The 24,142-nt window shown below is 74.0% G+C and carries 21 protein-coding genes and 1 pseudogene; 8 read left to right on the top strand and 14 right to left on the bottom strand.

Features of this window, described 5'->3' with window-relative positions; genetic code table 11:
* Positions 1 to 49: 49 nt before the first annotated feature.
* On the bottom strand, positions 50 to 880 hold the full coding sequence (locus tag AQJ66_RS05485; protein WP_061917372.1) for a DeoR/GlpR family DNA-binding transcription regulator: 831 nt from the start codon (positions 878 to 880) through the stop codon (positions 50 to 52).
* 306 nt (positions 881 to 1,186) lie between these two features.
* On the opposite strand from AQJ66_RS05485, the pseudogene AQJ66_RS36970 reads away from it, so the two are divergent.
* Positions 1,187 to 2,443 (top strand): annotated as a pseudogene (locus tag AQJ66_RS36970) (hypothetical protein); the annotation flags it as partial.
* 8 nt (positions 2,444 to 2,451) lie between these two features.
* Here AQJ66_RS36970 and AQJ66_RS05470 read toward each other — a convergent pair.
* The 5 genes from AQJ66_RS05470 to AQJ66_RS05450 all read right to left on the bottom strand — a co-directional run bounded on the left by AQJ66_RS05470 (position 2,452) and on the right by AQJ66_RS05450 (position 7,775).
* Entirely contained in the window at positions 2,452 to 4,890 is a 2,439-nt protein-coding gene (locus tag AQJ66_RS05470; protein ID WP_061917363.1) for a right-handed parallel beta-helix repeat-containing protein, read from the bottom strand.
* 109 nt (positions 4,891 to 4,999) lie between these two features.
* A complete protein-coding gene (locus tag AQJ66_RS05465; protein ID WP_061918293.1) occupies positions 5,000 to 5,605 on the bottom strand; it encodes an Rv1733c family protein in 606 nt (201 codons plus the stop codon).
* Between the two features lie 298 nt (positions 5,606 to 5,903).
* Positions 5,904 to 6,386: an SRPBCC family protein gene (locus tag AQJ66_RS05460; protein ID WP_061917360.1), complete on the bottom strand. Its 483-nt coding sequence runs from the start codon at positions 6,384 to 6,386 to the stop codon at positions 5,904 to 5,906.
* An 81-nt stretch (positions 6,387 to 6,467) separates the two neighbouring features.
* On the bottom strand, positions 6,468 to 7,292 hold the full coding sequence (locus tag AQJ66_RS05455; RefSeq protein ID WP_061917357.1) for an MOSC domain-containing protein: 825 nt from the start codon (positions 7,290 to 7,292) through the stop codon (positions 6,468 to 6,470).
* Positions 7,293 to 7,334: 42 nt separating this feature from the next.
* Complete coding sequence (locus tag AQJ66_RS05450; protein WP_061917355.1) at positions 7,335 to 7,775, bottom strand: DUF6643 family protein; 441 nt, start codon at positions 7,773 to 7,775, stop codon at positions 7,335 to 7,337.
* Between the two features lie 222 nt (positions 7,776 to 7,997).
* Between AQJ66_RS05450 and AQJ66_RS05445 the strand changes: the two genes are divergently transcribed.
* Positions 7,998 to 9,299, top strand: a complete 1,302-nt coding sequence (locus AQJ66_RS05445; protein WP_061917352.1) for a TerD family protein — start codon at positions 7,998 to 8,000, stop codon at positions 9,297 to 9,299.
* A gap of 6 nt (positions 9,300 to 9,305) precedes the next feature.
* Here AQJ66_RS05445 and AQJ66_RS05440 read toward each other — a convergent pair whose 3' ends face one another.
* Positions 9,306 to 10,481: a glycosyltransferase gene (locus AQJ66_RS05440; RefSeq protein ID WP_061918291.1), complete on the bottom strand. Its 1,176-nt coding sequence runs from the start codon at positions 10,479 to 10,481 to the stop codon at positions 9,306 to 9,308.
* A 57-nt stretch (positions 10,482 to 10,538) separates the two neighbouring features.
* On the opposite strand from AQJ66_RS05440, the gene AQJ66_RS05435 reads away from it, so the two are divergent.
* Both AQJ66_RS05435 and AQJ66_RS05430 read left to right on the top strand, forming a co-directional pair.
* Entirely contained in the window at positions 10,539 to 11,324 is a 786-nt protein-coding gene (locus AQJ66_RS05435; protein WP_061917349.1) for a glutamate racemase, read from the top strand.
* 83 nt (positions 11,325 to 11,407) lie between these two features.
* Positions 11,408 to 11,953 (top strand): hypothetical protein, encoded by a 546-nt coding sequence (locus AQJ66_RS05430; RefSeq protein ID WP_061917346.1) that lies wholly within the window; start codon positions 11,408 to 11,410, stop codon positions 11,951 to 11,953.
* A gap of 252 nt (positions 11,954 to 12,205) precedes the next feature.
* Here AQJ66_RS05430 and AQJ66_RS05425 read toward each other — a convergent pair whose 3' ends face one another.
* Positions 12,206 to 13,171, bottom strand: a complete 966-nt coding sequence (locus AQJ66_RS05425) for a hypothetical protein (RefSeq protein ID WP_061917343.1) — start codon at positions 13,169 to 13,171, stop codon at positions 12,206 to 12,208.
* A gap of 332 nt (positions 13,172 to 13,503) precedes the next feature.
* On the opposite strand from AQJ66_RS05425, the gene lnt reads away from it, so the two are divergent.
* The 4 genes from lnt (at position 13,504) to AQJ66_RS05405 (ending at position 18,578) form a co-directional block, all read left to right on the top strand.
* Positions 13,504 to 15,108: an apolipoprotein N-acyltransferase gene (lnt, locus tag AQJ66_RS05420; RefSeq protein WP_061917340.1), complete on the top strand. Its 1,605-nt coding sequence runs from the start codon at positions 13,504 to 13,506 to the stop codon at positions 15,106 to 15,108.
* A 67-nt stretch (positions 15,109 to 15,175) separates the two neighbouring features.
* Entirely contained in the window at positions 15,176 to 15,655 is a 480-nt protein-coding gene (locus tag AQJ66_RS05415; protein WP_061917337.1) for an NUDIX hydrolase, read from the top strand.
* A 54-nt stretch (positions 15,656 to 15,709) separates the two neighbouring features.
* Positions 15,710 to 16,531 carry a 3-hydroxybutyrate dehydrogenase gene (locus AQJ66_RS05410; RefSeq protein ID WP_061917334.1) on the top strand — a complete coding sequence of 274 codons (822 nt, stop codon included), beginning with the start codon at positions 15,710 to 15,712 and terminating at the stop codon, positions 16,529 to 16,531.
* Positions 16,532 to 16,625: 94 nt separating this feature from the next.
* Positions 16,626 to 18,578, top strand: a complete 1,953-nt coding sequence (locus AQJ66_RS05405) for a helix-turn-helix domain-containing protein (RefSeq protein ID WP_061917332.1) — start codon at positions 16,626 to 16,628, stop codon at positions 18,576 to 18,578.
* A 48-nt stretch (positions 18,579 to 18,626) separates the two neighbouring features.
* Here AQJ66_RS05405 and AQJ66_RS05400 read toward each other — a convergent pair whose 3' ends face one another.
* From AQJ66_RS05400 to AQJ66_RS05375, 6 genes are all read right to left on the bottom strand, one after another.
* Positions 18,627 to 20,003 (bottom strand): MFS transporter, encoded by a 1,377-nt coding sequence (locus tag AQJ66_RS05400; protein WP_061917329.1) that lies wholly within the window; start codon positions 20,001 to 20,003, stop codon positions 18,627 to 18,629.
* Between the two features lie 192 nt (positions 20,004 to 20,195).
* Complete coding sequence (locus tag AQJ66_RS39655) at positions 20,196 to 20,447, bottom strand: hypothetical protein (protein WP_061917326.1); 252 nt, start codon at positions 20,445 to 20,447, stop codon at positions 20,196 to 20,198.
* 18 nt (positions 20,448 to 20,465) lie between these two features.
* Positions 20,466 to 20,645, bottom strand: coding sequence for a hypothetical protein (locus tag AQJ66_RS39960; RefSeq protein ID WP_061917323.1), 180 nt, complete (start codon positions 20,643 to 20,645; stop codon positions 20,466 to 20,468).
* Positions 20,646 to 20,870: 225 nt separating this feature from the next.
* The gene (locus AQJ66_RS39955; RefSeq protein WP_244162753.1) at positions 20,871 to 21,386 is read right to left on the bottom strand and encodes an FAD-dependent oxidoreductase; all 516 of its coding nucleotides are present in this window, start codon (positions 21,384 to 21,386) and stop codon (positions 20,871 to 20,873) included.
* Between the two features lie 532 nt (positions 21,387 to 21,918).
* Positions 21,919 to 22,458, bottom strand: a complete 540-nt coding sequence (locus AQJ66_RS39310) for a hypothetical protein (protein WP_061917317.1) — start codon at positions 22,456 to 22,458, stop codon at positions 21,919 to 21,921.
* A gap of 429 nt (positions 22,459 to 22,887) precedes the next feature.
* A complete protein-coding gene (locus tag AQJ66_RS05375; protein WP_079060081.1) occupies positions 22,888 to 23,871 on the bottom strand; it encodes a diacylglycerol kinase family protein in 984 nt (327 codons plus the stop codon).
* Positions 23,872 to 24,142 lie beyond the last annotated feature (271 nt).

The following is a 24,142-nucleotide window of genomic DNA, read 5'->3' as shown; positions in this document are numbered from 1 at the left end:
TGCCGGAGAGCCCGGCCGGCAGCGCGGCGGCGCCTTGGCTGACGTCGCGTCAGACGTCGTCCTCGTCGTCCGTCTCGCCCGCCACCAGCAGCCGGCGCAGGTGCTCGGAGATCTCCGCGCGCGCCTGTGCGGGCAGGCCCGCGTCCGTGACCAGGGTGTCCACCTGCTCCAGCGCGGCGAACGAACTCAGGCCCACCGTGCCCCACTTGGTGTGGTCGGCCACCACCACGACGCGGCGCGCCGACTGCACCAGACGCCGGTTGGTCTCGGCCTCCGCGAGGTTCGGCGTCGACAGGCCCGCCTCGGCCGATATGCCGTGCACGCCGAGGAAGAGCAGGTCGAAGTGGAGGGCGGCGATCGCCTGGTCGGCCACCGGACCCACCAGTGAGTCGGACGGGGTGCGCACACCGCCGGTCAGCACCACCGTCGCCGCGCCCTGCCGCTGCCCCGAGGTGCGCTGCGCCGCGTGGAAGACGTCGGCGACCCGCACCGAGTTCGTCACCACGGTCAGGTCCGGCACCTCCAGCAGGTGCTGCGCGAGCGCGTACGTCGTCGTGCCACCGGACAGGGCGATCGCCGTGCCCGGCTTCACCAGCCGGGCCGCGGCCCGGGCGATGTCCTCCTTGGCGGTCAGCTCCAGGCCCGACTTCGCCTCGAACCCCGGCTCGTGCGTGCTCGCCTCCACGACGGGGACCGCCCCGCCGTGCACCTTCTCCAGCACGCCCTGACGGGCCAGCGCGTCGAGATCGCGGCGCACGGTCATGTCCGACACGCCGAGCTTGCGCGTCAGTTCGTTGACCCGGACCCCACCCCGGCGCCGGACCTCGTCGAGGATCAGGGCGCGGCGCTGCTCCGCGAGGAGGTTCTGATTCTCGCTCACGTACGCTCCGGTCCTTTCGCCGCGAATCCGTCCTCCGCCAGGCCCGCCCCGTCCGCTCCGACCTGGAGGTTCCAGCCGTCCGCCGGGCGCGGGCGCCCCATCTTTTCACGGCGGGGGACCGGTTGCGCCACCACCCGTCACGAGCACACCTGCCCGTCGGGCACCGGCGGGCATCCTCTCCGCCGCCGGTCATCCCTCGAATCGGGGAGATTCCATGACGAGAGGTGTACACCGCCCGGGGAACGGAGATCCAGCACGCGCACGGACACAGGCCTTCACCGGCACGTGACGGGGGGTGCGGGAGCGGTGGAACGGGCACAGCGGCGCGGCACCGGACGGGAGACGCGAGGAAGCACCGACCGGAGCACGGCGCCGGAGACCGAGCTGGAACTGCCGGTCCACGGGGTCGGCGGTACCACCCCGGAGAAGATGCTCGGCGACCCGCGGACGGTCCGCGTCACCGGCGACGACACCGCCGCCGTCTTCCGCGGCGCCGGTCGTACGGGCGACACCGCCACCGAGGACACGGGCGGCGGGAACGCCGGTCGCGACGGGCCGGTGCGGGAGGCCTACGTCTGGTGCAACCTCACCAGCGGCGACGGCACCCGCGCGCTGTGGCTGCTGCTCCTGCCCTTCATGGTGGTCAACCTCGCCCACTGGATGCGCCCCGTCGCCCCCGGCCGCGGCCGCACCGTCCGGCTCTACGGTCTCCTGGTGCGGCTGACCGCCCTCACTCTCACGGTGCTGCTGGTCGCCGCCGCCTGCGAGGTCGCCCTCGACCTGGTGGCCTGGCAGTGCGCCGGCGTCGCCGCCTGCGCCCACCGCCACTCCTGGCTGGGCTTCCTCGCCCCGGCCGCGTCCGGGCACGACTGGTGGACCCGGCCCGGCCGCCGGCTCGCCCTCGCCGCGCTGGTCCCGACCGCACTCACCGTGCTGCTCTGGTACCTCTCGCACCGCACCTGGCGGGCCTACGAGTCGCACCGGCCGATGGCCCGCGACCCCGAGCCGGAGACCGACGGCAGCGCGCTGGCCCGGCCCGGCTTCTGGTACGGGCGCCGCCTGGTCGCCCGGCTGCGCGCCGCCCACACCGCGGCGGGCCTGCTCACCGCCGCCGCCGCCGTCGCCACCCCCGCCGCCCGCTTGGACCACCGCCCCGGCGGCCCCGCCGTCCTCGACGCCGTCGGCCGGCTCCTCGCCGCCGCGCTGCTCGGCTGGGCGGCCGCCGCGGTGGGCGTGGTCTGCCGCCGGGGGCGCACCGAGAACCGTCTCGACCAGACGGTCGACCGCCACCTGGTGCGCCGCCTGCCGCTCGGCGCCCTCGGCCTGCTGCTGCTCACCCTGCTCTACGCCGGCTGGTCGCGGCCGGGCTGGCGGTCGGCCGGGCCGCTGCCCGGCGACGCGGCCTTCGGCGCCCTCATGGCGGCCCAGGGCCTGCTCGTCGTCGCCCTCGCCGTCGTCGCGCACGACCTGTACCGCCGGCACCCGGACCGGCGTACGGCGATGCGGGGACTCGGCGGGCCGGCCGTCGCGCTGCTCGCCTGCGCGCTCGGCGGAGTGATGTCATGCGATCCTCAGGGCAGCTCCGGCAGGTCCTCCGCGTACAGCAGGGTCAGGTCGTCGGTGCTGGGTTCCTCGACCTGGGCGACCCGGCCGGCGTGCCGCTCCACCATCGCCTCGAAGGTCTGCCGGGCCGTCCGGCCGTTGCCGAACGCGGGGCCCTTCGGGAGCACCGTGAAGTACTTCAGCAGCGCCTCCGGCGCGCCCGGACCCAGCCGGTACTCGTGCTCGTCGGCCTGCTGCTCCACGATTCTGAGCAACTCCTCGGGACCGTAGTCGCCGAAGGTGATCGTCCGTGAGAAGCGGGAGGCGACACCGGGGTTGACGGACAGGAAGCGCTCCATCTCCGCCGTGTAGCCGGCGACGATGACCACCACCGCGTCCCGGTGGTCCTCCATCAGCTTCACCAGCGTGTCGATGGCCTCCTTGCCGAAGTCCCGTCCGCCGTCCTCCGGGGAGAGCGCGTACGCCTCGTCGATGAACAGCACACCGCCGCGCGCCCGTTCGAAGGCCTCCTGGGTGCGGATCGCGGTGGAGCCGATGTGCTCGCCGACGAGGTCGACCCGGGACACCTCCACGAGATGGCCCTTCTCCAGCACCCCGAGTGAGGCGAGGATCTCGCCGTACAGCCGGGCCACCGTCGTCTTGCCCGTGCCCGGGGAACCGGTGAAGACCAGGTGCCGTTTGACCGAGGCCGCCTTCAGGCCCGCCTGCTGCCGGCGGCGGCCCACCTCGATCATGTCCGTCAGCGCCCGCACCTCGCGCTTGACGCTCTCCAGGCCCACCAGCGCGTCCAGTTCACCGAGCACCGCCTGCGACGGCCGGGCCGGCTCCGCCGGCGCGGCCGCGGCGACCAGCGGCTCCTGCTCGGTGGTGCGCTGCCCGGGAATCGATCCGAGCAGTCCGGCCGAGGGGGACACCGTCTGGACGACCGTCTCGCGCGCCGCCGGCGGCTGAAGGCTGCCGCTCTCGTCGCTGGAGCAGTCCTCCACCACCGGGCCCGTCCCCGCTCCCGCGTCCGGCCCGGCGTCCGCGAACTCGTAACCGCCGCGCGCGCAGCGCTCCGTACGGCACTTCCTCAAGGTCGTGCGGCAGCCGTCGATCACGTGGAAGCCGTAGCCGCCGCTGTTGCTGACCCGGCAGTTCAGGAAGCTGCCCCGGCCGCCCGCCGACACGTAGAACCCGGCCTCGGCGGGGGAGTCGACCGTGCAGCGCTCGATGGTCGGGTCGGCGCCCTTGGTGACGATCACACCGGTCTGGGTGCCGTCCACGGTGCAGTTGTTCAGCGTGCCGCCGCTGCCGTGGTCGCGGAACCAGGCACCGGTGGCGGCCTCCCGGATCCGGCAGTCGTCCAGTTGCGCGGTCGCCCCGTCGCTCACCGACACCGCCGTGTTGCGCACCTGGGTCAGGTCGCTGTCCACCACGTCCGCGCGGGAGCCGCGGTCCAGGACGAACAGCGCGTCCGGCACGTCGTGCACCCGGCAGGAGTCGAGCACCGCGGTGGCGCCGTCGCTCACCCACACCGCCGGATAGTCGCCGGTGCTGTCGAAGATCTCGCACTGGTTGGCGTCCACCCGGGTGCCCGGGTCCCACACCGACAGGCCGTTGCGGCCGAACCGGCGGACCGTCGTCCGGGTCAGCGTGAGCACCGAGCGGGAGCGCAGGTCGACCGCGTTCTCGGGGATGTCGTGGATCCGGCAGTCGGCGAGCGTGAGCACCGCGTCCGTGTCGAGCGTGACACCGTCGGCGGTGGTGCGGTGCACATCGCAGTCGGTGAGGTGCGCCGTGGCCCGCTGGGTGACCTGCACCCCCGAGCCGCGGACCTCGTACACCTCGCAACCGAGCGCTTCCAGCGCGGAGTTCTCCCCGGTCACGGACAGTCCGGTGCCGGAGGCGTGGTGCACCCGGCAGCGCTCCAGGCGCGGATGGGCACCGCCGCTGACCGCGACTGCGGCCTGCCCGGCCGCGACGACCTCGCACTCCTCGAACACCCCACCGCCGCCGTCGAGTACGGCGATGCCGATGCCGGCCGGGTTGTCGACCGTGCAGCGCCGCACGGTCGGGCGGGCACCGCCGCGCACCTCGATGCCGGTGGCGGACCGCGTGACGATCCGCACGTCCCGCACCTCGGGCGTGCCCTCCTCCACCAGCAGCGCCGGTGCGGCCGCGTCCTGGCCCTCCACGTGCAGGTCGTGCACCACCGCGGAGGCCCGCACCGTCAGCGGCACCCCGTCCACCGGCGCGATCCGCACCGACCCCGGCGAACCCTCGGGGCCGCGCAGCGTCACCGCCCGCTGGAGCACGAGGTTCTCCCGGTAGGTGCCCGGGGCGATGGTGAGGACGTCACCGTCGGCGGCTGCCTCCAGGGCGGCGGCGAGCGAAGCGTACTCACCCGTGCGGCGCCGCCACCGCGAGGTGCCGGTGTGCGTCACCTGGACCGTGCCCTGTGCCATGGCGTTGTTGTGCCCCCACCTCGTTGCCCGCGGGTCGATGCCGAACTCGGCTCGGCCGCTCCACCGTAGCGTGCGCGCGGGGGGACGGTTGACCAGAGCCGGAAGGCCGTCAACTGCCCGTGCCCGCCTTGCCCCAGTCCGGGCCCGCCCGGTCCCAGGCCTGGTCCCACCGCGCGTATCTGCGGCGGACCATGCGCCAGACGATCAGCCTCCGGCCGCTGTCGACCAGGCCCGCCGACAGCAGGGCCGCGCCGACTCCGGCGAGCACGGCGTGCGTCGTCGCGGTGGGGGAGTCCAGTGGGCGGGTCGATATGCGGCCGTGCGTGTCCGTCCACAGCCCGAAGTGGTCGCCGTGGTGCGGGGACTTGAGGTCCACCAGGGTGGCGCCGTGCCGCCGGGTGCCGTCGGGCGCCGTCCAGTCGGCGAGGACGCGGCTGTGGACGTCGCGCGCGGAGCTGGTGTCCGGGTCGTTCTCCATCGGGGCGCCGCCGAGCCTGCGCAGCACGGTCGCCGTCACGAGATGGCGGGAGTGCTGCTGCTCCCGCACGGCCCGCTGCAGGGAGTCCTCCGCAGCGGCGCCGGTCAGGGCGCCGACCACGGGCGCGGCCGCGGCGATCAGCACCAGCGTCGCCAGGGCCACCCAGGCCTCGGCCAGATCGGTCGCGCGGCGCAGCGGATTGCCCCGCCAGCGCCACAGGCCGCTGATCGCTCGCACCTGTCCCACCCCCCTTTTTTCCGCTCCGCAAGAGCCCCCGGCGGAGTCGCTCGCCCCCCGGCCCTGGTCAACGGAGAGTGGAATCACTCCCGGCCGGAACGCCACACCTTTTCCCACGTCGTCATCCCAACGACCGGGACCGTCCGCCCGGTTCCCCGCCCGGCCGATCCCGCCGAGTGGAAGGACGGAGGGCGCTTCACGGTACCGGTCCCGGCCGCCTCGGTCAGGGGATGCCCCGGCCCGTCACAGCCCGCGGGGGCAGCCTCGCGGCCGCCCCCGTCGTCGCCTCCGACCCCTGTCAGAGGGACCCGGGCCTGCCGCTGTCCTCCGGCCTGATGCGTCCGCGCCAGCCTCTGGACTCGCCTCCGTGCTGCTCGATGTACTGCTTGAAGCGCTTCATGTCGCCCTTGACCCGCCGGTCGAGCACACCCAGCATGTCCGCGGTCTTCTCCGCGGCTCCACTGGGCTCCACCTCCATGACGAGTTCCACCTTGGTGCGCGTGTCGTCCAGGCGCTCGAAGCGGACGCTGCCCTTCTGGTCCGTGTCGCCGCTGGTGGTGCGCCACGTGATGCGCTCGTCGGGATACTGGTCGACGATCTCGGTGTCGAACTCCCGCCGCACACCGGCGATCTTGGTGATCCAGTGGTTGTGGCTCTCGTCCAGCTGCCTGACCTCCTCGACGCCCTCCATGAACTCCGGGAAGCTCTCGAACTGCGTCCACTGGTCGTAGGCGGCGTGGACCGGCACGTCGACTTCCACTGCTTCCTTGACCGTGCTCATGGGCTTGCCTCCGTTGCGTCGGTCTCGTGCCGGAGCCGAGTACCCGAGCACCGTCGGGCTATCACCCACCGCGCTCGCGTGTCACCGCAGCACGCGCACCGGGTCCCCGACCCGTATCGTCCCGGTCGTCACGGGCACCAGGTTCTGCCCGAAGAGCAGCCTCCCGTCCGCCTTCCGGTGCTGTGCCAGGGTCCGCAGCGGTTCACGGCCGCGTTCGCCGGTGTCCTGGTCGGTGGTCGTCACCACACAGCGCACGCAGGGCTTGGTGATCCGCAGGACGACCTCGCCGATGCGGATCCGCGACCAGTGGTCCTCGGCCCAGGCCTCGGTGCCGGCGACGACCACGCTCGGCCGGAAGCGGTTCATCGGCAGCGGGCCCTCGGCCGCGTGGTCGCCCCGTGCCATCAGCGAGTTCAGGGCGTCCAGGGAGGCCGTGGTGGTGAGCAGCAGGGGGTAGCCGTCGGCGAAACTCACCGTCTCGCCGGGCAGCGCGTACGCGGGGTCGACGGGGCGGCGGGCGGCCGGATCGTCCATGTGGACCAGGCGCACGGCGGCGCCCAGGTAGGAGGAGCACCAGTCGTGAGCGGTGCCGGACGCCGGGACCGCGTCGACCTTCGTGCCGAAGATGTCCACCGGCACCGTCGTCACCGGCTCGGGGACGGCGACCGTGAGCGGCTCGTGTCCGGGCGCGGACAGACGAACGCCGCCGCCGGGCATCGGCTCGGCGGCGGCGAGCGCGAGACGTGGCCGCTCGCGCTGTGTGACGACCTTTCCCCCGTCGTCGATCAGCGTCCAGCGCCGGTCCCCGGACAGCCCCCAGGGCTCCACCGCGGCCTCCCGTGGCGTGACGCCACGGAACGCCTTGACCGGATGGACGTGGATCGACCGCAGTTCCGCGTTCCCCATGGGGCCATCGTGTCAGGTGGCACCGGCAGCCGGGGAGGGCGGTCAGTAACCGCGGTACTGCTGGCTGTTGTACGGATCCTGGTACGGCGCCGCCGGAGCGGGCCGCGGGGCGGCGGGACGCATGGCCTCGTAGCCCGCGCCGGCGGTCATCGGCCGGGGCTGCTGCGGGGCCTGCGGGCCGGGGTAGCCGCGCGGGGCGCTCGCCTGCTGCGGGATGTAGGCCGTGGGTGCCTGCTGCAGCGGGTAGGGCTGCGGGGCCTGCGGGTAGCCGTAGCCGGGTACCTGCGCGGACGGGGCCGCGGGGAGGGCGGGCAGCGCCGACGGCAGGGCGGGGAGGTTGCTGCCGGAGTCGTAGGCGGCGGGGACCCGGATCGGGGCGATCTGCGGGGTGCCCCGCTCGGCCACGAGCGAGTCGTAGATCGGGGTGTCCGGGAAGGAGGCGGAGTAGTAGCCGCCGCCATAAGTGGAGCGGGGGGAGGTCATGGCACATAAGTTAAGCCCACGATGTGCTGGTTGGGGAGACCGATAAGAGGGTTGTTTTCCGTGTCGGGCGTGACGCGGGATCCCCAATACGAGCGAACTCGGCAAAAATGGACGCCGTACAACGTTTGGATCGTGTAAATGCCGAGTTCCTGCCGGGTTACCGGCGGTTGACCGGCGATGTTCCTGTGTGACACCGACACCTGATGGGGGCGGGACATGTCAATGCCGAAGGGATCGAACGTGCCGGTGCCGGCCACGGCCCTGCGGGTCGAACTGGGCTGGCGCTCCGGCCCCGGCGTGCCCGACGCGGACGCCTCGGCCCTGCTCCTCGCCGCCGGAAAAGTCCGCTCCGACGGGGACTTCGTCTTCTACAACCAGCCCGCGCACTCCTCGGGCGCGGTCCGCCACGAGGGCAAGCGGACCGCCGCCGGGAGCGTCACCGACACCCTGTCCGTGGACCTCGCGCGCGTGGAGAGCGGGATCGAGCGGATCGTCCTCGCGGCCTCCGCGGACGGCGGCACCTTCGGGCAGGTCCCCGGCCTGTACGTCGAGGTGACCGATGCGGCGAGCGGTCAGGTGGTCGCCCGCTTCGACAGCCCCGGCGCCACCGTGGAGACGGCCTTCCTGCTCGGCGAGTTCTACCGCCGCCAGGGAGTGTGGAAGTTCCGCGCCGTCGGCCAGGGCTACGGCAGCGGACTCGAGGGCCTGGCCACGGACTTCGGCATCACCGTCGACGAACCGCAGCGCCCCGCACCACCCGTCACCGCGCGCCCCGTGTCCGCCGCACCGCCCGTGACCATGCCGCCGCCGGCCGCGCCCACGGTGAACTCGCCGCCGCCGGCCACCGCTCCGGCTCTCCCGCCCGCGCCGCCGGCGGCCCCTCCCGCCGCACCCGTCCGCCTCTCCAAGGTCACCCTCACCAAGGCGGCCCCCTCCGTCTCGCTCGCCAAGCAGGGCGGCACCTCCGGATCGCTGCGGGTCAACCTCAACTGGCAGGTGCGCAAGCAGTTCCCGGGCTGGGGCGGCCGCCGGGGCGCCGGCCAGGGCGACCTCGACCTCGACCTGTGCGCCCTGTACGAACTCACCGACGGCCGCAAGGGCGTCGTACAGGCACTCGGCAACGCCTTCGGCTCCCTGCGCCGTCCGCCCTACATCCACCTCGACGGCGACGACCGCACGGGCGCGGTGGCGAGCGGCGAGAACCTCACCGTCAACCTCGACCACAAGCGGGACTTCCGGCGCATCCTGGTCTTCGTCACCATCTACGAGGGCGCCGCCTCCTTCGCCGACCTGCACGCCACGGTCACCCTCCAGCCCCAGCACGGCGCCCCGATCGACTTCTCCCTGGACGAGTGCACGGTCCCCTCCACGGTCTGCGCCCTGGCCCTCATCACCCACACCGGCGGCGACCTCGTCGTCCAGCGGGAGGCGCGCTACCTGGTGCCGGAGCGCGGAGTGAGCCCGCAGCGGACCGTGGACCGCGCCTACGGGTGGGGCATGAACTGGACGCCGGGACGCAAGTGACCGGCGTCAGCCCTCGTCGGGCAGGGCGCCCGGACGCGCGTACGTACGCCCCTTCCAGGCCGCCCCGCGCCCCCGGTAGTGCTGCACGGCGGAGTCGACCGTCATGAGGAGGTAGAGGAACGCGGTGAACGGCAGCAGGGGAGCGAGCCACAGCGGCTGCCGGTAGTGGCGCAGCATCGGCACGTAGGTCCCGGCCATCACCGCCCACGCCGCCGCGCCGACGGCCGCCGTCGCCGCGTCACCCGCGACCGCACCCGCCACCACGGCGGCCGGCGGCACCAGGTACACCAGCGCCAGCCCCACGACGGTGCCCGACAGCAGCAGCGGGTTGTGCCGCAGCTGGGCGTAGGCACTGCGCGAGACCATCCGCCACAGGTCGTGCAGCCGCGGATAGGGGCGCACGCTGTGCACCCGGTCCGCCAGGCCCAGCCAGACGTGACCGCCGGCGCCCTTCACCGCGCGCGCGAGGGCGACGTCGTCGATGACGGCGTGCCGGATGGCGTCCGGGATCCGCGCCCGGCCGGCCATGTCGGCGCTCAGCAGGACGCAGCCGCCCGCCGCTGCCGCCGTCCGCGAGCCCTTCCGGCCGATCCGGCGGAACGGATAGAGCTGGGCGAAGAAGTAGACGAACGCCGGGACCACGAGCCGCTCCCACAGGCTCGCCACCCTCAGCCGCGCCATCTGCGACACCACGTCGAAGCCCCCGCCGCGTGCCGCCGCCACCAGCGCGCGCAGGCTGTCCGGCTCGTGCGCGATGTCCGCGTCCGTCAGCAGCAGGTACTCGGGGTCGCGCGCGCGTGCGAGGCCGATGCCGTGCCGCACCGCCCACAACTTGCCGGTCCAGCCCGCGGGCGGCTCGCCGGGGGAGTCCACCGTCAGCGGCAGCCCCCCGTGCCGCCGGGCCAGCTCGCGGGCCAGCTCACCGGTGCCGTCCGTGCTCCCGTCGTCCACCAGGACGATCTCCGCGCGCCCCGGGTAGTCCTGCGCGAGCAGCGACGGCAGGCTCGCCGGCAGCACGGCGGCCTCGTCACGGGCCGGGACCACGACCCAGACCGGCGGCCACTCGGCGGGCTCACGGAGCGGGGGCAGCCGGACGTCCGTGCGCCAGAAGAAGCCCTGGCACAGCAGCAGCCAGCACCAGGCGGCGAGGGATACGACGGCTGTCCACACGAGCGCGCTCACGGCCGCAGTCTGCCCCACGGGAGCGGCCCGCAACGGCCCATCGTCTATCGTGGCCGGGTGAAGATCGCGCTCATGGACTCCGGAATCGGCCTCCTTCCCGCCGCTGCCGCGGTACGCCGGCTGCGGCCCGACGCGGATCTCGTGCTCTCCTGGGACCCGGACGGGATGCCCTGGGGGCCGCGCACCCCGGAGGACATCACGCAGCGGGCCGTCGCCGTGGCGGAGGCCGCCGCAGCGCACCGGCCCGACGTCCTGATCGTCGCCTGCAACACCGCGTCCGTGCACTCCCTGCCGCAGCTCAGGGCGCGCCTGGAACCCGAGCTGCCGGTCATCGGCACGGTCCCGGCGATCAAGCCGGCCGCGGCGGGCGGCGGACCCGTCGCGATCTGGGCCACGCCCGCCACCACCGGCAGCGCCTACCAGCGCGGGCTGATCGAGCGGTTCGCCGACGGCGTGACCGTCACCGAGGTGCCCTGCCCGGGCCTGGCGGACGCCGTCCACCACGCGGACGAGGCGGCCGTCACCGCCGCCGTCGCGGCCGCGGCCGCGCGTACCCCCGCCGACGTGACGACCGTCGTCCTGGGCTGCACCAACTACGAACTGGTCGCCGACCGGATCCGCGCCGCCGTGCAGCGGCCCGGCCGGCCGCCGCTCATCCTGCACGGTTCGGCGGGAGCGGTCGCCGCCCAGGCGCTGCGCCGGATCGGCGCCGAGCCCGCCCCCGAGGCCGGGGGCGAGACCCGTCTCACCGTGCTGCTGAGCGGACGCGAGGCGGAACTGCCCGACACCGCCCTGTCCTACCCGGAGGGCCGTCTGCTGACGGCCGTCAGCACCGCCCGCTGACCTGCGCCCGCACGGGTTCTCCCGCGGCGGTCACGCTCCGCGCGCGGGTACCCGCGCGGCGAAACCTGGGTAACCTCGTACGCATGAGGGACCACCGTCACGCCGAGGACGCCTCCCACTCCGACGTCTGGACCGGGCGCGCCACCAACCGGGTGCAGTGGCTGCTCGCCCTGGCGGGCGCGGCCTGCATGGCGCTCGGCATCAAGCTCGCCGTGGACTCGGCGTGGACCTCCGGTGGCGCCCCGCTGCTGATGTCCGTGGTGGGCTGCATCGCGGCCGGCCTGCTGGTCCTCTTCGGCACGCTCGCCTTCGTGCACGTCGACCTCAAGCTCGACAGGGAGTGCCTGGAGGTCCGCTGCGGCCACATCGGCCTGCCCCGCCGCCGGATCCCGCTCACCGACGTCGCCGGCGCCGACTTCACCGCGCACGTCACCCCGCGCCACTGGGGCGGCTGGGGCTACCGCTGGCGCCCCGAGAAGGGCACCGCGGTCGTCGTCCGCCGGGGCGAGGGCATCGTGCTGAGCCTGTGGGACGGCCACACCTTCACCATCACCGTGGACAACGCGGAGTCGGCGGTCCGCGCGATCAGGTCCCGGCTGCGGAGCGTCAGGCCGGGTCCGGCGCACTGAGGCCGGCCCGCCGCCGCTGTCCGCGGTGGCGCGATGACCGCCGTCGCCGCCTCCGGCCCGCTGTGCCACGGCGTGGCCGTCGAGCAGCCGGGAGGACCGACCGCCAGGGCCCGCGGATTCCCGCCGAACCCGCGGCCCCGCATGACGGCACACTCCACCTCGTGTCGTCCGCAGCGGCCGCGCTCGTCACTGCGGCGGCGACCCGCCGGTCGAGCCGGCGGTGAGCACCGGGGCAGAGGCCGCCGACACTCCCTACACCTCCGTACCGTCGCCCGCCCAGGGCCGTGCCGTCGCCCAGCCCGCCAGCAGGCCGGCGCCCGCCGTCACCGGGGTGAAGCTCAGCGCGTTGCCCGCCGAGGCGATCGCGGCCAGCGCGGTCAGGGCCGCTCCCGCGGTCAGTACCAGCGGGGTGGCGCGCGGACCGCGCCACAGGGCGTGCAGCGCCCAGCCGTACGCGGCGGCCAGCAGGAGCACGCCGACGACGCCCTCTTCGGCCGCCTGCTGCAGTGGCGCCGAGTGTGCGGTGCCGTCGGGCGGCACCGCTTTTGCCGCCGTTCCGCTCAGCTCGCCGAACCGGCCGGGACCGGCACCGAGTCCGCCGTCCCGGCCGGACAGCCGCAGGGCCTCCCGCCACAGCTCGACCCGGTGCGGGCCCAACCGGCCCGCGAGCGCCTCACCCAGGCCGTGGGGCAGGGCGTCCGCGGCGAGCGCCCAGACCGTCCCCGCGACCACGGCCGCCGCCAGGGCCAGGCCCGCGATCCCGAGGCCCCGGTGGGGCATCGCGCCGGCGGCGAGGGAGCACAGCAGCACGACGGTGCCGGCCGCGCAGCCCGTGACCGAGCCCAGGGCGGCTCCGGTCAGCGCGATCCCGGCGGCGAGCAGCCGCAGAGCGAGCCGGGCCGCCGGCCCGCGCGCGGCCCAGGCGGCGCAGCACGCCGCGCCCGTGGCCAGCGCCAGCAGCGCGGCGGTGGCACCGGCGTGCCCGGCCGGACCGGCCGCCAGGGGACCGGGGGACAGGCCGGGCGAGAACACGGCCAGCCCGACCGCGCCGACGGCCCCCGCGCACGGCGCGGCGACGGGGAACAGCGCCCCGGAGACGCGGCCCGCGGCCCAGCCGGCGGCCACGGCGAGCACCGCCAGCAGCACGCCCTCCGGCCGCCCGTCATGGGCCGCCGCCGTGATCAGCGACCAGGCGGCGCACCCGCCGAGCAGGATCATGCCCGCCCCGTCAGAAACGTTTCGCCGCTCGCCGCCCCTGCCCGTTCCCGCCGCGCCGCCCGCACCATGGGCGCCGTCCGTACCGGCCACGGATCCTGTCCCGATCGTCCCCATCCACCGCCCCCGCACCCCGGTCCCCCGACCTTGTGACAGGCCCCGCCGCGCGCACCGGCACCGGCCGCACCGCCGAGGCTGGGGCACACCGTAACGGCTGATGCCCGTTTTGGGTACGAGTTGCGCGCAAACGTGGTGGTTGCGGCGGCCCGGTGGCCTGTCCGGACCGTTCCGGTCCGCGCTGTCAGCGGCGAGGCCGGCCGCCGTACACTCCCCGGGTGACCGTCACCGCAACTTCCGTGGACCAGTCCGGCCAGCTCCAGCCCGCGCCGACGGCGCGTGGCAACCGGCTGCTGCGCCTGGTCCCGGCCGCCGCCTCCGCGCTCTGCGGCCTGCTGCTCTACGTCAGCTTCCCGCCGCGCACCCTGTGGTGGCTGGCCCTGCCCGCCTTCGCCGGCTTCGCCTGGGTGCTGCGCGGCCGCGGCTGGAAGGCGGCCCTCGGCCTCGGCTATCTCTTCGGGCTCGGCTTCCTGCTCCCGCTGCTGGTGTGGACCGGTGTGGAGGTGGGGCCGGGCCCCTGGCTCGCGCTGGTCGCCATCGAGGCCGTCTTCGTCGCCCTGGTCGGCGTCGGCACAGCCGCCGTCTCCAGACTGCCGGCCTGGCCGCTGTGGGCGGCCGCCGTCTGGATCGCCGGAGAAGCCGTACGCGCGCGCGTGCCCTTCCGCGGCTTCCCCTGGGGCAAGATCGCCTTCGGCCAGGCGGACGGCGTCTTCCTGCCGCTCGCCGCGGTGGGCGGCACCCCGGTGCTCGGCTTCGCGGTGGTGCTGTGCGGCTTCGGCCTGTACGAGGCGGGACGGCTGATCGCCGAGCGGCGCCGCGGGCGCACCGTCCGGCGCGCGGCCGCGGCCGCCGCACTGCTGAGCGTCGCCGTCCCCGTGGCCGGAGCGGTCGCCGCCCGGCCCCTGGTCAGCGACAAGGCCGAGGCCGGCACCCGTACCGTCGCGGTCATCCAGGGCAACGTGCCCCGCTCGGGGCTGGAGTTCAGCGCCCAGCGGCGGGCCGTGCTCGACCACCACGTCCGCGAGACCCTCAAGCTCGCCGCCGACATCAAGGCGGGCAAGGCGCCCAGGCCGGACTACGTGCTGTGGCCCGAGAACTCCTCCGACATCGACCCCTTCACCAACCCCGACGCCGCCGCCGTCATCAACGGCGCCGCCAAGGCGGTCGGGGTGCCCATCTCGGTCGGCGGGGTCGTCGAGAAGGGCGGCAGGCTGCTCAACGAGCAGATCCTGTGGGACCCGGCCAAGGGCCCCACGCAGACCTACGACAAGCGGCAGGTCCAGCCGTTCGGCGAGTACCTCCCGCTGCGCGGGCTCGTGGGCGCCGTCAACAAGAACTGGACCAGCATGGTCCGCCAGGACTTCAGCCGGGGCACCGAACCGGGCGTCTTCGACATCGACGGCGCCAAGGTCGGCCTCGCCACCTGCTACGAGGCCGCCTTCGACTGGGCCGTGCGCGACACCGTCACCCACGGCGCGCAGATGATCTCCGTACCGAGCAACAACGCCACCTTCGACCGCAGCGAGATGACCTACCAGCAGCTCGCCATGTCCCGCGTGCGCGCCGTCGAGCACAGCCGGACCGTGACCGTGCCGGTCACCAGCGGCGTCAGCGCGGTGATCATGCCGGACGGCAGGATCACCCGGAAGACCGGTATGTTCGTGCCCGCCTACCTCGTCCAGAAGATCCCGCTGCGCAGCTCCGAGACGCCCGCCACCCGGATGGGCATCCTGCCGGAGGCGGCCCTGCTCGTGGTCGCCGCGGCCGGACTCGGCTGGGCGATCGGGGCGGGAGTGCGCGGCCGGCGGGCCGGCGTCGCGTAGCCGTACGCCCGGCGTGCGCCCCTCGAACGCGTACGCGGGCCCCGGACCGGCCCGTTAGGGTCGGTCCATGGCCACTCCCGACTTCATCCGCACGCTCCGCGCCTCCGCCGGCCGGCAGCTGCTCTGGCTCCCCGGGGTCACCGCGATCGTCTTCGACGACGAGGGCCGAGTGCTCCTCGGCCGGCGCTCCGACACCCGCAGGTGGTCCGTGATCGGCGGCATCCCGGAGCCGGGCGAGCAGCCCGCGGCGTGCGCGGTGCGGGAGGTCTTCGAGGAGACGGCGGTGCACTGCGTCGCCGAGCGGGTCGTCCTCGTCCAGGCCCTGGACCCGATCACCTACGCCAACGGGGACGTCTGCCAGTACATGGACATCACCTTCCGCTGCCGGGCCGTGGGCGGCGAGGCCCGGGTCAACGACGACGAGTCGCTGGAGGTGGGCTGGTTCACGGTCGACGCCCTGCCCGACCTGAACGACTTCGGGCTGTTCCGGATCAAGCAGGCCATGTCCGAGGCACCCACATGGTTCGACCCTACGAGTGTTGGCTGAAGTGTGGGTGATCACCACATGTAGTGGTGGGTGGGATCTGCTTAGGCTCGGCCCATGACCTCGTCCACCCCCCTGCCCGGGTCCCACGCCCTCGCCCAGCCGTCCTCCCTCGACCTCGGCGGCCGCACCGCCCTCGTCACCGGTGCCGCGAGCGGCATCGGCCGCGCCTGCGCCCTGCGGCTCGCCGCCGCCGGGGCCGAGGTGAGAGCCGTCGACCGGGACGCGGCGGGCCTGGCCGAACTCGCGGAGGAGGCCCGGCGGGCCGGCGGCCTCGCGGGCGCAGTCGTCCCCCAGGTCCTGGACCTCACCGACCTGGACGCCGCCGAGCGCGCCGCCGCCGGCACCGACGTCCTGGTCAACAACGCCGGACTGCAGCTGGTACGGCCCCTCGAGGAGTTCCCGCCCGACGTCTTCCACACCGTGCTGACCGTGATGCTGGAGGCGCCGTTCCGGCTGATCCGCGGCGCCCTCCCGCACATGTACGCACAGGGCTGGGGCCGCATCGTCAACGTGTCCTCCGTCCACGGGCTGCGCGCCTCGGCCTACAAGGCTGCCTACGTGGCCGCCAAACACGGCCTCGAAGGCCTCTCCAAGACGGCCGCACTGGAGGGCGCCGCCCACGGAGTGACCTCCAACTGCGTGAACCCCGCCTATGTGCGCACCCCACTGGTCGAGAAGCAGATCGCCGACCAGGCCCAGGCCCACGGCATCCCCGAGGAGCGCGTCCTGTCCGAGATCCTGCTCAAGGACAGCGCCCTGAAGCGGCTCATCGAACCGGAGGAGGTCGCGGAGGCCGTGGCCTACCTGTGCAGCCCCCAGGCGTCCTTCGTGACCGGCACCTCGCTGGTGCTCGACGGCGGATGGACGGCGCACTGACCGGGCCCGGCGGCCCACCGGGCGGGCCCGCGCCGGGCCCCGGAGTTGTCCACAGGCCTGCCGGGCCGGGCGGCCGATACGGAATCCTGTGACCATGTCTCGCGATCACCTCCAGCCGGCCGAGCGCCCCGCCGGCGGGGGCGCCCCCGGCGCGCCCGACGCCGGTGCGGGGGCCCCGTTCCTCGAACTGCTGGCCCGCGACGCCTCCGCCGAGGCGTACGAGCAGCCGGTGCTGCGGGCCCGCGCCGAGGGGCAGCCCGCCGAGCGGATCGCCGCTCTGGAGAACGCCAAGCTCCTCGCCCTGCGCGTGCGTGCGGAACTGGAAGGGCGCCGGCGGCGCGAGGCGGAACTGTCGGCACTCTTCGAGACCGCCCACGACCTGGCGGGCCTGAGGGACGTGGACGCCGTCCTCCAGGCCATCGTCCAGCGCGCCCGCTCACTGCTCGGCACGGACATCGCCTACCTCAGCCTCAACGACCCCGAACGCGGCGACACCCACATGCGGGTAACCGAGGGCTCCGTCTCGGCCCGCTTCCAGCAGCTGCGCCTCGGCATGGGGGAGGGGCTCGGCGGACTGGTCGCCCAGACCGCGCGGCCGTACGTCACCGACGACTACTTCAAGGACGCCCGCTTCCAGCACACCCACGCCATCGACGCCGGAGTCCGCGACGAGGGCCTGGTCGCCATCCTCGGCGTACCGCTGATGCTCGGCCCGCACGTGATCGGCGTCCTCTTCGCCGCGGACCGGCGCGCCCGCGTCTTCGAACGCGAGCAGATCGCCCTGCTCGGCTCCTTCGCCGCCCTCGCCGCCACGGCGATCGACACCGCCAACCTGCTGGCCGAGACCCGCTCGGCGCTGGCCGGGCTGGAGCGGGCCAACGAGATCATCCGGGACCGCAGCGCCGTCATCGAGCGCGCCTCCGAGGTGCACGACCGGCTCGCCGAACTCGTGCTGCGCGGCGGAGGGGTGCACGACGTGGCCGCGGCCGTCTCCGAGGTGCTGGACGGCACGGTCGAGTTCACCGAGGCCGGTGCGGCCCCGGCCGAGGCGCTGGAGGCGTCCCGCGCCGAAGGGCACGCCGTACGGCACGGGGACGACTGGATCGCAGCGGTGGCCGCGGGCGGTGAACTCCTCGGCGCGCTGGTGCTGCGCGGTCACCCCCGCTTCGACCCGGTCGACCAGCGCACCCTGGAGCGCGCGGCGATGGTCACCTCGCTGCTCCTGCTGGCCCGCCGCTCGGCGGCCGAGGCCGAACAGCGGGTGCGCGGCGAACTGCTGGACGACCTGCTGGACGCGCGGGACCGGGACCCGCGCCTGCTGCGCGAGCGCGCCGCCCGCCTGCACGCCGACCTGGACGCCACCCACGTCGTCCTCGCCGCCCGCCTGCACGGCCCGGCGGCCGACGCCGACGAGGAGGCCGCCGCCCGCCGGCGCCTGTGGTCCGCCGCCTCCCACCTGGCCGCCACCCGGCAGGGCCTGGCCGCGGCCCGCGACGGCGGCACCGTGCTGCTGCTGCCGCTCACCGCCGGCGACACGGCCACGGACGTGGCTCGCCGCACCGCCCGCCACCTCGGCACGGCCGTCCACCAGCCCGTCACCGTCGGCGCCTCCGCGCCCGTCACCGATCTAGCCGCCTGCCCCGACGGAGTGGCCGCCGGCTACCGCGAGGGCCGCCGCTGCCTGGAGGCACTGCACCTGCTGGGTCGTGACGGGGACGGCGCGGCGGCCGAGGACTTCGGCTTCCTCGGCCTGCTCCTCGCCGGGGAACGGGACGTCGGCGGATTCGTCGAGCGCACCATCGGCCCCGTCGTGACCTACGACCGGCGCCGCGGCACGGAGCTGCTGCAGACGCTGGACGCCTACTTCGACTCGGGGATGAGCCCCGCCCGCACCAAGGACGCGCTCCACGTGCACGTGAACACGGTCGCCCAGCGGCTGGAACGGGTGGGCCGCCTCCTCGGCGAGGACTGGCAGACCCCGGCCCGCGCCCTGGAGATCCAGCTCGCCCTGCGCCTGCATCGGCTGGCGGCCCCGGAGCGGTGCTGACCGGCGCCGCACGGGCGCCGGCCAGGTGCCGTCTTGGCGTGCCGCGGATCAGGCGGTCCGGGCCTCGGCGGCCGGGCTCGCCGCGTCCCGCGCGCCGTCCCCGGCCGTCACGTCCGCCAGGTCCCGGTGCCGTGTCTCCCGGGCGACCGCCACGGCGATCAGCGTCAGGACGGCGGCCGCGATCACGTACAGGGCGATCGGCGTGGAGTCGCCGTACGCGTCGAGCAGCGCGGTGGCGATGAGCGGCGCGGGCGCGCCGGCCGCCACCGACGCGAACTGGGCGCCGATGGACGCGCCCGAGTACCGCATCCGGGTGGCGAACATCTCCGCGAAGAAGGCCGCCTGGGGCGCGTACATGGCGCCGTGCAGCACGAGCCCGACGGTCACGGCCGTCACCAGGTACCCGAACGAGGCCTTGTCGACGAGCGAGAAGAAGGGGAACATCCACAGCCCGATCCCGGCGGCCCCGAACAGGTACACCGGCCGCCGCCCGATCCGGTCGGACAGCGCGCCCCAGGCCGGGATCACCGCGAAGTGCACGGCGGAGCCGATGAGGACGGCGTTGAGCGCGGTCTGCTTCGACACCCCGGCCGACGCGACGGCGTAGACGAGGATGAAGGCCGTGATGACGTAGTAACTGATGTTCTCGGCCATGCGGGCGCCCATCGCGACGAGCACGTCCCGCCAGTGGTGCCGCAGCACGGCGACGATCGGCAGCTTCTCCGGTTCGTCGGCCTGCCGGGCCTCCGCCCGCTCCAGCGCCTCCTTGAAGACGGGCGATTCGTCGACGGAGAGACGAATCCACAGTCCGATGACCACCAGGACGCCGGAGAGCAGGAACGGGATGCGCCAGCCCCAGGAGCCGAAGGCGTCGTCCGAGAGCAGCGCGGTGAGCAGCGACAGCACACCGGTCGCCAGCAACTGCCCGGCCGGCGCCCCCGTCTGCGGCCACGCGGCCCAGAACCCCCGGCGCCGGGCGTCCCCGTGCTCGGACACCAGCAGGACGGCACCGCCCCACTCGCCACCGAGCGCGAACCCCTGGATCAGGCGCAGCGTGGTCAGCAGCACCGGCGCCGCGGCCCCGACGCTCGCGTGCGTGGGCAGCAGGCCGATGGCGAAGGTCGCCCCGCCCATCATCAGCAGACTCAGCACCAGCAGCTTCTTGCGCCCCAGCCGGTCACCGTAGTGCCCGAACACCAGCGCACCGAGCGGTCGCGCCGCGAACCCGACGGCGTAGGTCAGGAACGACAGCAGCGTCCCGACGAGGGGGTCGGAGTCCGGGAAGAACAGCTTGTTGAACACCAGGGCGGCGGCGGAGCCGTACAGGAAGAAGTCGTACCACTCGATGGTGGTGCCGATGAGGCTGGCGGCGACGATGCGGGGGAGGCTGGCGGGGGTCGGTGGAGCCGATGCTGCGGAGGCCATGTGCGCCACTTCCTCGTGTGCGGTGGGGACGGGTACGTGTCGGCACACGGTAGGAAGACGCAGGTCAGGCGCACATGTGGCGGGGCACCATAGTTCGAGGCGTGCCTATGCGTGCGGCCACTATGCCAGCTCGCGGAAGGGCGGTTCAGGGGCTCGGAGTCGGTCGGAACGAGTGCCGACCGGGACGCCGCGTCATACGGAAAGCCCCCACGGCGAGCGCGGCGGCCGTAGCGTGACGATCTCCCGGTAGGTGCTGACGACATGGGTTCCGTCCGGCTGTCGTGCCACCGGTGTCTTGCCCAGTGCCTCGTAGAAGGGATACGGGTTGGCGCGGTTCGCGTAGCGGAGGGCCTGCTGCCAGGGGGTTTCCTCGACCACGAGGCTCCCCTCCTTCTTCTCGTCGATGCTGTCCGCCCGCACGCTCGACCCGGCGGGCGCGTTCACTCGACCCGGCGGGCGCGTTCAGTGGCGCCGGGGCCGGAACTCAGCCGTCCGCTCGCTCGGGTCGTGGCCGGTCAGGACGACGTCGGGGATCGCCGTCGGGACGCCGGGTTGCGGGAACTCGGCCGGCCTCGGCGTCATGTCGGGCGGCTGGTCCCAGCCCGGCGGCGGAGGCGGGAACGGACCGGAGTTCTCGATCAACTTCCCGTAGTACTCCAGCCACTTACCGTGATCGAAGGCGACAGCCGCGACAATGCGGCCCCGCCGGCCGTAGGCGGCGGCGAACCGGCGCTCGGTGACGGATCCCTGGGTGAAGGCGATCTCGTCACCGAAGGGCGGCGCACCGACGGACTTGAGGCCACCACCACATCGGCGTCGACGGTGGTTCCGTCCGACAGATGGACACGCCGCACGTGTCCGCCGGAGTCACCCTCCAATGACGACACGCCGAGACCGCAGCGCAGGTCCACACCGTGATCGCGCTGCATCCGCGCGGCGATCTCCCCGATCACCCCGCCGAGCGCCGACCAGCGGTGCCGAACCCCGCTCGACGACGGTCACCGGGAGGCCGAGTTCGCGGCAGACAGAGGCCACTTCCGAGCCGATGAACCCGGCGCCGATGACCAGGACCCGCGACGGCGGCTCGGCCAGCGCGTTCTGCAACTGAGCGGCATCGTCACGCGAGCGGATCGTGTGGACCCCCTGCAGGGCGGCCTCGGTAGGGTTCGGCCACTGCCGTGCGCGGGTGCCCGTGGCGATCAGCAACCGGTCGTACGGGACTTGCTCACCGTCGGCCAGACGCACCCGCTTGGTGATCCGGTCCAGCCCGGTGGCCGCCACCCCGAGCCGCCAGTGCGCATCCACGTCCCGCATGCGGGGGAGCTTGAGGTGGTCGGCCGGCACCCAGCCTTTGAGGGATTTCCATACGCCGTATGGAAGCATGCTGCCAGGAATACCATACGACGTATGGAAATGTCGAGGCGGCGAAGGCGGGAGTCATCGGCCTGCAGGCGGGCACCGTCCTCGCCCTCTGCGCGGCCGGGCTCACTGAGCGACGCAGGGACGGCGTCGACGAGGGGCCGCGACGGCCGACCGATGCGCTCGCCGCGTCGCGCGGCCCGGGCCGCGCATGCACGAGGCCGATCGTGCGCTCCTCGCCGGTCCGGGGGCGAAGCCGCGCGCGACGATGCGCGCCCCGTCGGGGCTTCGCCGACGCGGCACACCTCAGCCGCGCCTTCCAGCGCGGCTACGGGTCATCTCCGACACGTGGGCGCACAGCCCGCACGCCGCCCGCCGTCAGGGACCGGACAAGCGAGGGGGATGAGGACGGCTTGCGACATCGGCCCGTCGGGACGACACCTGCCGCAACTTCAGCGGTGCTCGCCGGCCGGTCGATCCAGCCGCCCTGCGCGCCCGGGTGTACCGGTGCGGTCCTCCAGCCCGGCCTGCCGGAGGCGCTGCTGGGAACGCGTGGTCAGGTGTGGTGCTCCGAGGCTTTCGCGACCTTCTTGAGTGCCGATGCGGTGACAGGGTCACCGACCTTGGCGGGTTGCTCGTGCGTGTGGTGTTCGGGATGGTCGTGGTGCAGAGGGAACGGCGCCAGCCGGTCGCCGGGACCGTAGTGCTGCGTGTCGGTGCCTGCCGAGGGAGCGGGGCCGCGGTCGGCCACAGCGGCCCGCGCCCCGGTTACCGCCGCGTCGCCCTGCGGGCTTCGGACCCCGTCGTTCTGGGCCGTCTCGTCGCGTGCGTCTTGTCGGGGACGGGGCTGGGTCAGCCAGGCGACGGCCGCGCCGGTGAGAGCCAGGGGCCATTCCACCACCCCGGCGAGACCGAGAACCCCGGCTCCGGCGTAGACCGCCATCCGGCGGCCGCGCGGAGAGACGGTTCCGATCCAGTCCAGTGCGCTGTCGGTGGCCTTGCCCATCTGCTCGGCTCCGGGCAAGCGGCTGAGAGCGGAGCCGAGGGTCTGCAACGGCTGACGAAGATCCGGTGAACCCGCCTTGACCTGGCTCATATCGAGCTCCCTCCGCGCGTCTGGCAGGGTTGCCAGTCTCCGGAGTTCCCCGATGTCACGCCGCATATGCTGGGTGCTTCTGTTCGGCTCACGCGGCGCCGCGCTTGATCAGTCTCCGCACCGAGATCCAGGCCGACGTCGAGGGTGGGCTCGTGGTGCAGCCCATCCTCAAGCGCCGCTCGCCACACGCGTGCCGACCGGCGGCCGTACCGACCGCGGTGGCCACCACCTGGTCGCTGGTCCTCGGTTCGGGATCGCGGAGCCCGGCGCGTGTCCGGCCAGGGTGAGGCCGAGGCGGGTGGGGCAGTGGCACCTCGGGCACGGGACGCCTGTGTCCGGCGATCTCCCGTACCCGGCTAGCGGCACGGGGGGCGGCCTCGCCGGTGCCGAGAGGGGCGCCGACCGGACCGGTGCCTGACACCGGCCAGGTCAGTCGCTGTGATGGCCAGGGGCTGTTCGTCCGACAGCGGAGGCCAGCCGCCGGACGGCGGCCCAGCCCCGAGTGACGGCGCCGCCAGTCCGATGGCGGGGCACCCGTACGCGGAGCGCGCCCGCACTGATCCGGCACCGCACGGGAGTGGGAAGGGTGACGGCCTCGCCGTCCAGCCCGACGGGTACGGCCGGTACCTCGGCGTGGACGATTACGTCGTCCGGCGTGGCGAGATGGGTCAGGCCGTGCGGCCGGCCGCTGCGCGATCCGGCTGCCGTCTCGGCGGGCGTCTCCGCCCTGGCGGCCAGGAGTCCCAGGAGCCCCGAGTCGAGCCGGGCACGCCTGCCGAGCCCGGCCGGGTCATCGACCTGGTAGGGGTTGTTGCTCACCAGCACCGCATCCGGCCGGTCCACGGTGAGCAGCCCCGCGCGTACCAGCAGCTCCGGTCCCTCGTGGCGGGCCAGGAACTCCGGAAGGATCCGCACCATCGTGCCGATCTTGTCCTCCCGGTAGGCCGGATCCTGTACCAGAGCGGCGTACGCGCCGAACGACACGTTGTTGACGAAGGCCCGCTCGCCGGCGTACCCGAGATCCACGCGCAGCTCGACGCAGTCGGTGAGGGCCTCCAGCGCGGCCGACGGGTCCTCACGGTCCAGGCCGAGGTCCATCGCGAAGTGGTTGCGGGTACCGGCCGGAACGACCACGAAAGGCAGGCCGCTCTCCGCGGCCACCGCGGCGACGAGTGCCTGAGTGCCATCTCCGCCGGCCACGCCGAGCAGATCCGCACCGTCCTCCACCGCGCGCCGGGCGACGGCCGCGAGGTCCTCGTGCCGGGCAGGATCGACCAGGAACACCTGGGACCCCAACGCACGGGCTCCTTCCGCGATCCGGAACCGGGTCGCCTTCCCTCCACCCGAGCGCGGATTCACTATCAGATACGGTCGCCGCGCAGCGGCCACCGGTCGGGGCGCGTTCTCGCTCATGACGAGAGCCGACGGGTCGCATGCATCAGCCCGACACTTCCTCCGGCTACCACCGCTCCTACCGCTCCTACCGCTCCTACCGCACCAGCTTGCGGCCCGGCCCGGACTCGCGCACCCGGGGCCCTGAGCCGTCGGATCGCCGCTGCTGACGCCTCCCCTGAACGACGAGCGTCTCCGGTGCGCGACCACGGGGCTGCAATCGGGCCGCGGCGTGGCGGATCGGGTCGGGTCGGATCGTGGAGAATCCGGGGGTGCGCTGATCCCCGCGGGC

The organism is Streptomyces bungoensis, from assembly GCF_001514215.1.
Taxonomy (GTDB): domain Bacteria; phylum Actinomycetota; class Actinomycetes; order Streptomycetales; family Streptomycetaceae; genus Streptomyces; species Streptomyces bungoensis.
Note: the sequence above shows the minus strand (reverse complement) of the source record. Positions and strands in the feature narration are given on the sequence as shown.

Excerpts from the sequence above, each read along its gene's own strand:
- AQJ66_RS39955 (WP_244162753.1), bottom strand. The coding sequence starts at position 21,386 with ATGCTTCCATACGGCGTATGGAAATCCCTCAAAGGCTGGGTGCCGGCC.
- AQJ66_RS05410 (WP_061917334.1), top strand. The coding sequence starts at position 15,710 with ATGACCTCGTCCACCCCCCTGCCCGGGTCCCACGCCCTCGCCCAGCCG.
- AQJ66_RS05405 (WP_061917332.1), top strand. The coding sequence starts at position 16,626 with ATGTCTCGCGATCACCTCCAGCCGGCCGAGCGCCCCGCCGGCGGGGGC.
- AQJ66_RS05460 (WP_061917360.1), bottom strand. The coding sequence starts at position 6,386 with ATGAGCACGGTCAAGGAAGCAGTGGAAGTCGACGTGCCGGTCCACGCC.
- AQJ66_RS05375 (WP_079060081.1), bottom strand. The coding sequence starts at position 23,871 with ATGAGCGAGAACGCGCCCCGACCGGTGGCCGCTGCGCGGCGACCGTAT.
- AQJ66_RS05445 (WP_061917352.1), top strand. The coding sequence starts at position 7,998 with ATGCCGAAGGGATCGAACGTGCCGGTGCCGGCCACGGCCCTGCGGGTC.
- AQJ66_RS39310 (WP_061917317.1), bottom strand. The coding sequence starts at position 22,458 with ATGAGCCAGGTCAAGGCGGGTTCACCGGATCTTCGTCAGCCGTTGCAG.
- AQJ66_RS05455 (WP_061917357.1), bottom strand. The coding sequence starts at position 7,292 with ATGGGGAACGCGGAACTGCGGTCGATCCACGTCCATCCGGTCAAGGCG.
- AQJ66_RS05470 (WP_061917363.1), bottom strand. The coding sequence starts at position 4,890 with ATGGCACAGGGCACGGTCCAGGTGACGCACACCGGCACCTCGCGGTGG.
- AQJ66_RS05400 (WP_061917329.1), bottom strand. The coding sequence starts at position 20,003 with ATGGCCTCCGCAGCATCGGCTCCACCGACCCCCGCCAGCCTCCCCCGC.
- AQJ66_RS05450 (WP_061917355.1), bottom strand. The coding sequence starts at position 7,775 with ATGACCTCCCCCCGCTCCACTTATGGCGGCGGCTACTACTCCGCCTCC.
- AQJ66_RS05425 (WP_061917343.1), bottom strand. The coding sequence starts at position 13,171 with ATGATCCTGCTCGGCGGGTGCGCCGCCTGGTCGCTGATCACGGCGGCG.
- AQJ66_RS05430 (WP_061917346.1), top strand. The coding sequence starts at position 11,408 with ATGAGGGACCACCGTCACGCCGAGGACGCCTCCCACTCCGACGTCTGG.
- AQJ66_RS05415 (WP_061917337.1), top strand. The coding sequence starts at position 15,176 with ATGGCCACTCCCGACTTCATCCGCACGCTCCGCGCCTCCGCCGGCCGG.